Annotated in this window: 7 protein-coding genes; 1 reads left to right on the plus strand and 6 read right to left on the minus strand. The window is 66.1% G+C overall.

The genetic code is table 11. The features are described 5' to 3' along the window. The first annotated feature begins 8 nt into the window (after positions 1 to 8). Positions 9 to 1,832 (plus strand): TadG family pilus assembly protein, encoded by a 1,824-nt coding sequence (locus EN745_RS21035; protein WP_127422161.1) that lies wholly within the window; start codon positions 9 to 11, stop codon positions 1,830 to 1,832. 3 nt (positions 1,833 to 1,835) lie between these two features. Here the strand turns inward: EN745_RS21035 and EN745_RS21040 are convergent, their stop codons facing one another. The 6 genes from EN745_RS21040 to EN745_RS21065 all read right to left on the minus strand — a co-directional run. Continuing rightward, positions 1,836 to 3,473, minus strand: coding sequence for an alpha-glucosidase family protein (locus EN745_RS21040; RefSeq protein WP_127422157.1), 1,638 nt, complete (start codon positions 3,471 to 3,473; stop codon positions 1,836 to 1,838). After that, entirely contained in the window at positions 3,473 to 5,485 is a 2,013-nt protein-coding gene (glgX, locus tag EN745_RS21045; protein WP_127422158.1) for a glycogen debranching protein GlgX, read from the minus strand. Before glgX ends, EN745_RS21040 begins: the two co-directional genes overlap by 1 nt. A gap of 196 nt (positions 5,486 to 5,681) precedes the next feature. Then, positions 5,682 to 7,310: an alpha-D-glucose phosphate-specific phosphoglucomutase gene (locus EN745_RS21050; protein WP_127422159.1), complete on the minus strand. Its 1,629-nt coding sequence runs from the start codon at positions 7,308 to 7,310 to the stop codon at positions 5,682 to 5,684. A 3-nt stretch (positions 7,311 to 7,313) separates the two neighbouring features. After that, a complete protein-coding gene (glgA, locus tag EN745_RS21055) occupies positions 7,314 to 8,759 on the minus strand; it encodes a glycogen synthase GlgA (RefSeq protein ID WP_127422160.1) in 1,446 nt (481 codons plus the stop codon). Positions 8,760 to 8,777: 18 nt separating this feature from the next. Then, the gene (gene glgC, locus EN745_RS21060; RefSeq protein ID WP_126055820.1) at positions 8,778 to 10,043 is read right to left on the minus strand and encodes a glucose-1-phosphate adenylyltransferase; all 1,266 of its coding nucleotides are present in this window, start codon (positions 10,041 to 10,043) and stop codon (positions 8,778 to 8,780) included. A 35-nt stretch (positions 10,044 to 10,078) separates the two neighbouring features. Beyond that, positions 10,079 to 10,335, minus strand: a 257-nt coding sequence (locus EN745_RS21065) for an alpha amylase C-terminal domain-containing protein (protein ID WP_189363111.1), incomplete at its 5' end; no start/stop codon positions are given.

Here is a 10,335-nt window from a genome sequence, read left to right on the forward strand (position 1 = left end):
GGTGGCGTATGATGCGCGCCGCTGCCGCCGCGATGCTGCGATCGGGCAGCCGGCTGATCGCCGACAGGCGCGCCAACTTCGCCGTCATGGCGGCGCTGAGCGCGCCGGTCGCGCTGGCGCTGACAGCCTTCGCGGTCGACGAAGGCGCGCTGTTCAACGAGCGCCGCGCGGCACAGTCGATCGTCGATCTCGCGGCGATCACCGCCGCGGCCAACATCAACAATGCCGAGAAGGCGGTGCTGACCACGCTGAAGGACAACGGCTTCAACTCGGTCGCCGTCCAGAAGCAGGGGACGATCATCGAGCCGACGGCCAGCAAGGCGGTCGTCCAGGTGGTGCCCGGCCGCTATTCCGGCGTCAGCGCGATCGCCGCCGGAAGCCGTTTCGAGGCCGGCAAGCTGCCCTACAACGCCGTGCAGGTGTCGCTGAAGAAGAAGGGCACGCTCTATTTCGGCGCGATGATGATGAAACCGCCGGTGATCGGAACGACGGCTACCGCCAGCGCCCAGGCGGAAGCCGCGTTCTCGGTCGGGTCGCGGCTCGCCAGCCTCAATGGCGGCGTCGTCAACGCGCTGCTCGGCGGGCTGCTCGGCACCAACATCTCGCTCAGCGTGATGGATTACAACGCGCTGGCATCGGCCGATATCGACGTGCTTTCCTTGACCGACGCGTTGGCGACGGAACTGCGGCTGACGGGCGTGAGCTATTCGGACGTGCTGGCTTCGAAGGCCACCATCGGCCAGATCGCTACAGCCATGGCCAATGTCCCGGGGCTTGACCGCACCTCCAAGCTGGCACTGCAGACGATGGGCGCCGGCGCCACCAACACGGTCAAGATCCCGCTCAGCCACCTCATCGATCTCGGCTCCGTCGGCAGCCTCGGCGTCGGCCAGAAGCCGGCGGGGCTTACCGTCGCGACGAGCGCCATGAGCATGGTGACGGCGGCGGCGGCACTTGCCAACGGCACCAGCCAGGTACAGGTCAATCTCGGCGCGACGATACCGGGCTTGACGTCCACCACGCTCAGCATCGCCATCGGCGAGCCGCCACAATCCTCGCCGTGGCTGAAGGTCGGCGAGGCCGGCACCGTGGTGCGCACCGCGCAGACCCGCATCAAGCTGAATGCCAGCGTCGGCCTCGGGAACGGGAACAACGGCGGCGGCTACGGCAATGGCAACGGGAGCGGCAACGCCGGCACGAATTTGGGTGGCGGCATCAAGCTGCTCGCCGTCAACCTGCCGCTCAATGTCGAGGTGGCCTATGCCGAAGCAAAGCTCACCGACGTAAGTTGCCCGACCGGGCGTCCCGACAGCCTGAAGGTCACGATCGCGGCACAGCCCGGCGTCGTCGCCGCGCACCTTGCCGACACCAACGCCAGCGGCTTTGCCGACTTCACCAAGCCGCAATCGTTCAGCGACGCCGAAATCGCCGACGTCAGCGTCAAGCTTTTGCTGGTCAACCTCAGCCGGCTGCAGATCAACGGATCTTCGGCGTTCTCGGTCACCAACATGGCGCCGACGAACCTGACGTTCAATGCCACCGAGATCGCTGCCAAGACGATGAAAACAGTGTCGACGAAGAACCTGACGCAGTCGCTCTCCACCTCGCTGGTCAACAACCTGTCGCTGTCGGTCAAGGCGCTGGGCGCCGGGCTCGACGTCACCGCCCTGCTCAGCACCGTGAAGCCGGCGGTGGTGACGGTGCTCAACGGCGTGACCGCGCCGGTCGACAACCTGGTCTACAACGTGCTTGGCGCGCTCGGCGTGCATGTCGGCGAAGCCGATATCCGGGTGACCGGCGGGACCTGCGGACGCTCCGTGCTGGTGCAGTAGCCGTTAGCCTGCCTGTCCGATAAAACAAGCCAGCGGCGGTAAGGACAGCGCATCCTCCTGGATCGTCGCGCTCGCGCCGAGATCAATCGCTTCAATAGGCCCTAGCTCCGGCGGCAGTGTCCAATTTGCCGGCTCGCTGGCGAAGTTGAAAACGCAGACTAGCCTTTCACCGCCTCCCTCGCGGACGAATGCAAGGACATCGCCTTCGGCATCCAGAAAGCGGATCGACCCGCCGACAAGCGCCGAGTGCCGCTTGCGCAAGGCGAGCATCGCCCGATAGGCGGCAAGCACCGATCCCTCCTCGCCGTTCTGGACGTCCACGGCGCGGGCGCGGTGGCTGGCCGGCACCGGCAGCCAGGGCCTGCCGGTCGTGAAGCCGCCATTGTCGGCGCCGTGCTCCCAGGCCATCGGCGTGCGGCAGCCGTCCCTGCCCTTCACGCCTGGCCAGAAGCGGATGCCGAGAGGGTCGCGCAGATCCTCGAAGGTGAGTTCCGCTTCCTCCAGGCCGAGTTCCTCACCCTGATAGAGGCAGATCGAGCCGCGCAGGCAGGCGAGTAGCGCGATCGAGAATTTCGCCACCCTGTCCGGCTCGCCGCCCGGCCGCGTCCAGCGGCTGACATGGCGCACGACATCATGGTTGGAGAACGCCCAGCAGACCCAGCCGTCGGCGACCGTGCTTTCGAAGGCCTCAACGCAGCCGCGTATGTGCGCCGCCGAGAATTGCGGCCCGAGCAGGTCGAATGTGTAGCACATCTGCAGCCTGTCGCCGCCGGAGGTGTAGGCGGCGAGCGTCCGCAGCGAACGGTCCTCGTCGCCGACCTCGCCGACCGCGGCGCGGTCCTGGTACTCGTCGAGCAGCGCGCGGAAGCGGCGCAGGAAATCGAGGTTCTCCGGCCGCGTCTTGTCGAACAGATGCTCCTGGAAGGCATAGGTGGTGGTGGCGCCGTTGATGCCGGCGACGCTTTCCGCCAGAGGCGGGTTGTCGCGCAGCCAGCGGTCATGGAAATAGTAGTTGACCGTATCCAGCCGAAAGCCGTCGACGCCGCGCTCCAGCCAAAAGCGCACCGTGTCGAGCACCGCGTCCTGAACCTCCGGATTGTGGAAGTTGAGGTCGGGCTGGGCGGCGAGGAAATTGTGCATATAGTACTGCCGGCGAGTGGCATCCCACTCCCAGGCCGGCCCGCCAAACAGCGACAGCCAGTTGTTGGGCGCATTGCCGTCGGACTTGGCATCGGCCCAGACGTACCAGTCGGCCTTCGGGTTGTCGCGGCTGGCGCGGCTCTCGACGAACCATTCATGCTTGTCGGACGAGTGGGAGATCACCTGGTCGATGACGACCTTCAGGCCGAGCCGGTGCGCCTCGGCGATCAGTGCATCGAAATCCTCCAGCGTGCCGAACATCGGATCGACGTCGCGATAGTCCGACACGTCGTAGCCCATGTCGGCCATGGGCGACTTGAAGAAGGGCGACAGCCAGATGGCGTCGACGCCGAGCGAGGCGACATGCGCGAGCCTGGCGGTGATGCCCTTGAGATCGCCGCTGCCGTCGCCCGTCGTGTCCTGGAAGGAGCGCGGATAGATCTGGTAGATGACGCAGCCGCGCCACCAGTCGGACCCGCGCCGCCCATTGCCATCAGTCATCACTTGCCCTTCCCGCTGCGCGCCCGGCCGGCCTTACGCTCGATCATGAATACCACCGTCCGCCCCGGCACCGGCCGCGACGGGTCGACGCCGCCATCCGCCGTCTCGATGGCGGCATGCCAGCCGAACCCCGCCCGTTCCGGCAGCGTGAAGACACATTGACGGCGGTCGCCGTTGAGGATGACGGCGAGACGGCCATCGCCGGCGCTGGCGCCGCCAAGCACCATGGCGAGACGATGCCGCCGCGCATCGTTCCAGTCGGCCTCGCCGAGCGGCGAGCCGGTTTCGGTCAGCCATGCGACGTCGGGATCGTCGGAACCGGCTTGCGGCTGGCCGCTCAGGAAGCGCGTGTCCGCAAGCGCCGGCGCGGCGCGGCGCAGCGCGGCGAGCGCAGCCGCGTACCGCTCAAGCGCATGGTTGCGGCCTGTCCAGTCAAGCCAGGTGATGGCATTGTCCTGCGCATAGGCGTTGTTGTTGCCTCGCTGCGTGCGGCCGAACTCGTCGCCCGCCGTCAGCATGATCGTGCCGCGCGAGGCGAACAGGATGGCAAGCAGCGCGCGCTGATCGCCGAGCCGCGCCTCGGCAATCGATGCGTCGTACGTGTCGCCCTCGGCGCCATTGTTCCAGGACAGGTTGTCGCCGTGACCGTCGTGGTTCTGCTCGCCATTGGCCTCGTTGTGCTTTTCCTCATAGGCGACGAGGTCGGCCAGCGTCATGCCATCATGCGCGGCGATGAAATTGACCGTGCGGCTCGTCGCAAGCGCGGCCCTAGCGAAGACATCGGATGAGCCGGCAAGCCGGGTAGCCAGCGCGCCGATCGTGCCGGCATCGCCGCGCCAGAAGCGCCTGACATCGTCGCGGTAGCGGTCGTTCCATTCGAGGAAGGGTCGGGAAAAATTGCCGAGCTGATAGCCGCCCGGGCCGATGTCCCAGGGTTCTGCGATCAGCACCCGGTCGGCCAGCAACGGGTCGCCGGCGATGGCTTGAAGCAGCGGCGCTTGCGGGTCGAACGTGCCGTCGACGCGGCCGAGCACTGGCGCCAGGTCGAAGCGGAAACCGTCGACGCCGGCAGCGCGGACGAAATGGCGCAGCGTGTCGAGCACCATTTCGCGGACGACCGGGTGATCGCAGGCGATGGTGTTGCCGGTGCCGGTGTCGTTGACCAGCCTGCCGTCCGGCTCGTGCCGGTAGTAGGCCTGGGCATCGAGGCCGCGCAGCGACAGCGTCGGACCGAAGCGGTCGCTCTCGCCGGTGTGGTTGAAGACGAGGTCGAGGATCGTGCCGATCCCGGCCTTGCGCAAGGCGGCGACCGTGTCGCGCAATTCGGCCAGGCCGCCCGGCGCCAGGCGCGGATCGAGCGCCATGAAAGTGACGGGATTATAGCCCCAGGCGTTGTGGAGCCCGAGCGGCGGCAGATGCCGCTCGTCGATCGAGGCGGTGATCGGCATCAGTTCGACAGCGGAGACGCCGAGCTTTTGCAGATGCTCGATCACAGCCGGATGGGCGAGCGCGGCGATGGTGCCGCGCTGCGCTTCCGGCATATCGGGATGGAGCTTGGTGAAAGAGCGGACATTGAGTTCGTAGATCAGGCCGCCGGGCTGGAACAGGGGGGGTAGGGCTGGAAGCAGCGGCGGCAAGGCGCATGCCACCGACTTCGGCATCAGCGGCGCGGTGTCGGCGCCTTCGTTGCGCTTGGCGGCAAGCCGCCAGTGGTACTGGTAGGGCCGGTCGATCTCGATCGCATAGGGATCGGCGAGAAGCTTTTCAGGATCGAACCACAGGCCGCGTTCAGGCGCGTAGTCGCCGTCCGCCCGGAAGCCGTAGCGCGCGCCGTCGGAAAGGCCGGAGACGAGGAGCGCGTGCCCGCCCTCGCCTTGCGGCTGGAGTTCGAGCCGGTCGATCTCGTGCGCACCGCTGTCGTCAAAGATCGAGACCCACAGGCGTCTCGCCGACGACGACCAGGCGGCGAAGCGGATGCCATCGGGGGAGAAGGTTGCGCCGAGCGAGGTCACGCGCGCGCCTCCCCTTCTCCCCTTGTGGGAGAAGGTGGATCGGCGCGCAGCGCCGAGCCGGTTGAGGGGTCTTGGACGGAATGAGGCGTCGGTGATCTGGATGATGGTTTGCGCCAAGCTGGGGCACCCCTCATCCGTCGCCTTCGGCGACACCTTCTCCCACAAGGGGGGAAGGGGGAGCCGCGGAGAACCACCCTCAAGTAATCACGCTCGGCTTGTCGCGGCCGGTGTGGCTCTTGATACCCGCAATATCGTCTGCGGCGGCTATGAGGTCGGCGAGCGCTTCCTGCGTGTCGAGATCGTGCCTTGCCTGATCCGGCTCGTAGCGCTCGATATAGACGCGCAGCGTGGCACCGGAGGTGCCGGTGCCGGAGAGGCGGAAGACGACGCGTGAGCCGCCTTCGAACAGGATCCTGATGCCCTGGTTCTTGCTCACCGAGCCGTCGACCGGATCGTGATAGGCGAAGTCGTCGGCGTTGGCGATTTTCAGGCCGCGCACGCTGGTGCCGGGCAGCGAAGCGAGCTTGGCGCGCAACTCGTCGACCAGTTTGTTGGCGCGCTCGGTCTCGACCTCCTCATAGTCGTGGCGGGAATAGTAGTTGCGGCCGTAAGTCGCCCAGTGCTCGGTGACGATCTGCCTGGCGCTCTCGCCGCGCACCGCGAGGATGTTGAGCCACAGGACCACCGCCCACAGCCCGTCCTTCTCGCGCACATGGTTGGAGCCGGTGCCGGCGCTTTCCTCACCGCAGATCGTCGCCATGCCGGCGTCGAGCAGATTGCCGAAGAACTTCCAGCCGGTCGGCGTCTCATAGATGCCGATGCCGAGCTTCTCGGCGACGCGGTCGGCGGCGCCGCTGGTCGGCATCGAGCGGGCGATGCCCTTCAGGCCTTCCTTATAGCCCGGCGCCAGATGCGCGTTGGCGGCAAGCATCGCCACCGAATCCGACGGCGTGACGAAGATGCCCTTGCCGATGATCAGGTTGCGGTCGCCGTCGCCGTCGGAGGCAGCGCCGAAATCCGGCGCGTCCGGGCCCATCATCTCGTCATAGAGATGCTTGGCGTGCACCAGGTTCGGATCGGGGTGATGGCCGCCGAAGTCCGGCAGCGGCTTGAAGTTGCGGCAGGTGCCGCTGGGCGCGCCGAGCCGGCGCTCGAGGATCTCTTTGGCGTAGGGGCCGGTCACCGCATGCATGGCGTCGAAGCGCATGCGGAAGCCATATTTGAAATTGGCGCGGATGGCGTCGAAGTCGAACAGGCTTTCCATCAGTTCGGCATAATCGGCGACCGGATCGATCACTTCGACCGCCATGCCGCCGGCCTTGACGGTTCCGATCGTATCGATGTCGATCGCGCCGATGTCGGCGATCTTGAAGCTCGAAATCGTCTTGGTCTTCTCGAAGATCGCGTCGGTGATCTTCTCCGGCGCCGGGCCGCCATTGCCGGCATTGTACTTGATGCCGAAATCCTCGTGCGGACCGCCCGGATTGTGGCTGGCCGACAGGATGATGCCGCCGAAGGTCTTGTATTTGCGGATGACGTTGGAGGCGGCCGGCGTCGAGAGGATGCCGCCCTGCCCGACCATGACCTTGCCGAAGCCGTTGGCGGCGGCCATGGCAATCGCCGTCTGGATGACCTCGCGGTTGTAGAAGCGGCCGTCGCCGCCGATCACCAGCGTCTTTCCCTCAAAACCTTCAAGCGCGTCGAAGATCGACTGGATGAAGTTCTCGGCATAGTGCTCCTGCTGGAACACCGGCACCTTCTTGCGCAGGCCTGAGGTGCCGGGCTTCTGGTCAAGATAGGGTTTGGTGGGGACGGTCCGTATCATGCTTCAGGCAACCCTTTTCGAAAGCAGCAGGCGATAGAGTTCAACATATTTCTCGGCGCTCCTGTCCCAGGAGACATCGGCCTTCATGCCCTGGCGCTGGATCGACGCCCACGCGGTGGGGTTGGCATGCGCGCCGACCAGCCGGTGGATGGCATGGACGAGCGCACCGCCATTGTTCGGCGCGAACTGGAAGCCGGTCGCCACGCCAGCCGACATCGCCGCCTCGTTGGCGTCGATGATGGTGTCGGCGAGCCCGCCGGTGCGGGCGACGACCGGCACGCAGCCATAGCGCAGGCCGTAAAGCTGGGTCAGTCCGCAGGGCTCGAAGCGCGACGGGATAACGATGGCGTCGCAGCCGCCCTGCATGATGTGGGAGAGCGCCTCATCATAGCCGACGACGACGCCGATGCGGCCGCGATGGCGGGCGGCGGCGGCAAGCAGCGCGCCTTCGAGGCCGGCATCACCGGAGCCCAGGATTGCCAGGCGCGCGCCGGCCGCGACGATGCCGTCGACGGCCGCCGCCAGTATGTCCATGCCTTTCTGCCAGGTCAGCCGGCTGACGACGCAGACGATCGGACTGTCGTCACTCTCGAGATTGAAACGGTCCTCCACCGCCTTGCGGTTCTTGGCCCGCGCAGCAAGCGTCTCGGCCGAATAGTTGGCCACAAGATGCTTGTCGGTCTCGGGATTCCAGATGTCGACATCAATGCCGTTGACGATGCCGTGGAGATCGATGGCGCGCATGTTGATCAGGCCGTCGAGACCCATGCCGAATTCCGGCGAGCGGATCTCCTGCGCGTAGGTCGGGCTCACCGTGGTGATTGCCCAGGCGGCCTGCAGGCCAGCCTTGAGATAGCCGACGCCGCCATAATATTCGACGCCGTCGAGCGCCATCGCCACGCCCGGCAGGCCGAGCTCGCCGAAGATGCCGGCGCCGAACTGGCCCTGGAAGGCGAGGTTGTGCACGGTGATCAGCGACGGCACGCCGACGGCCTTGCCGTAGCGCATATAGGCAAGCGCCATCGCCGACTGCCAGTCATGGGCATGCACGATGTCGGGCTGATAGCCTGAGATGGCGCCGCCGGCGATGTCGCCGCCGACTTGGCTGAGCGCCGCGAAGCGCCGCCAATTGTCAGGCCAGTCGGCGCCGGTGGCGTTACCATAAGGGCCGCCCGGGCGGTCGAACAGATGCGGAGCGTCGAGTACGAAGAGGTCGAGCCCGGCGATCTGAACGGCATGGATGGAGGCTTTGCCGCCGTGCAGCAGCGGGTACTGGTAGACGGCCTTCTTTTTCTTGAAGGCGGCCATCACCTGGGGGTAGCCGGGGATGAGGGTGCGCATCGCCACGCCCTTGCCGGCCAGCGCGACCGGCAAGGCGCCGGTCACGTCGGCAAGCCCGCCGGTCTTGATCAGCGGGAAGATTTCGGGCGTGACCGACAGAACCTGCATGCGCCTGACGATTCCTGTCTACAGTTTGAGCTTGTCGATCATGTCCTGGGTGACAAGGCAAATGCCCTTCTCCGAGACGCGGAAGCGCTTGGCGTCGAGGGCGGCATCCTCGCCGACCACCAGCCCTTCCGGGATGCGCACGCCGTGGTCGATGACGACGCGCTTCAGCCTGGCGTTGCGGCCGACATGCACGTCCGGCAGCATGACGACTTCTTCCAGCGTCGAATAGGAGTTGATGCGCGCGCCGGTGAAGATCAGGCTTCGCTTCAGCGTCGCGCCGGAGACGATGCAGTCGCCCGAGACCAGCGAGGAAACCGCGGAGCCGCGCCTGCCATCCTCGTCATGCACGAACTTTGCCGGCGGCTTCAATTCGGCATAGGTCCAGATCGGCCAGTCGCGGTCGTAGAGGTCGAGCTCGGGAGTGACGTCGGTCAGGTCGATGTTGGCTTCCCAATAGGCGTCGACGGTGCCGACGTCGCGCCAATAGGCCTCATTCTCGGCGGTCGAGCGCACGCAGGACTTGGCGAAGCGGTGCGCGATCGCCTTACCGTGCTGGACGATATAGGGGATGATGTCCTTGCCGAAGTCGCGGCTGGAGCCGGGCTCGGCGGCGTCACGGCGCAGCTGCTCCATCAGGAACTTGGTCTTGAACACATAGATGCCCATCGAGGCCAGGGCGAAATCCGGCTTGTCGGGGATGCCGGGCGGGTCGGCGGGCTTTTCGATGAATGAGATGATAGTGTCCTTGGCATCGACATGCATGACGCCGAAACCGGTCGCTTCCATGCGCGGCACTTCGAGGCAGCCGACGGTGACGTCGGCATTGGCGTCGACATGCTGGCGCAGCATCAGCTCGTAGTCCATCTTGTAGATGTGGTCGCCGGCCAGGATCACCATGTATTCGGGGCCATAGGCCTCGATGATGTCGATGTTCTGGTAGACCGCGTCCGCCGTGCCCTCATACCACTGCGTCTCCGAGACGCGCTGGCTGGCCGGCAGGATGTCGAAGCTCTCGTTTCGCTCTGGGCGCAGGAAGTTCCAGCCGCGCTGCAGGTGGCGAATCAGCGAATGCGCCTTGTACTGGGTGGCGACGCCAAGGCGGCGAATGCCGGAGTTCAGCGCATTGGACAGCGCGAAATCGATGATGCGCGTCTTGCCGCCGAAGTAGACCGCGGGCTTGGCGCGCCGGTCGGTCAATTCCTTGAGACGGCTGCCGCGCCCGCCGGCCAGCACATAGGCCATGGCGTCGCGTGCCAGCGGCTGGGTTCTTTTCAAGTCTGCCATTTTTACCCTCCCAAATTACCAGTGTGCGGCATCGTTCAGTCCGGGACAAATTCGAGCATGATCGTCGACAGCGGCGGCAAAAGCATCGTCGCCGATACGCCTCCTCCTTCCGCCCTGGCCTCGACCACGCCGCCATTGCCCTTGCCCGAACCGCCATAATCCGAGGCGTCGGTGTTGATGATCTCGCGCCAGCTGCCGGCCTTCGGCAGCGGCACGCGGTAATTGTCGCGCGGCACCGGCGTGAAATTGGAGATGACGGCGATCGGATTGCCGGCCGGCGCGCTGCGCAGCC

This window comes from Mesorhizobium sp. M4A.F.Ca.ET.022.05.2.1 (assembly GCF_003998845.1).
GTDB lineage: Bacteria > Pseudomonadota > Alphaproteobacteria > Rhizobiales > Rhizobiaceae > Mesorhizobium.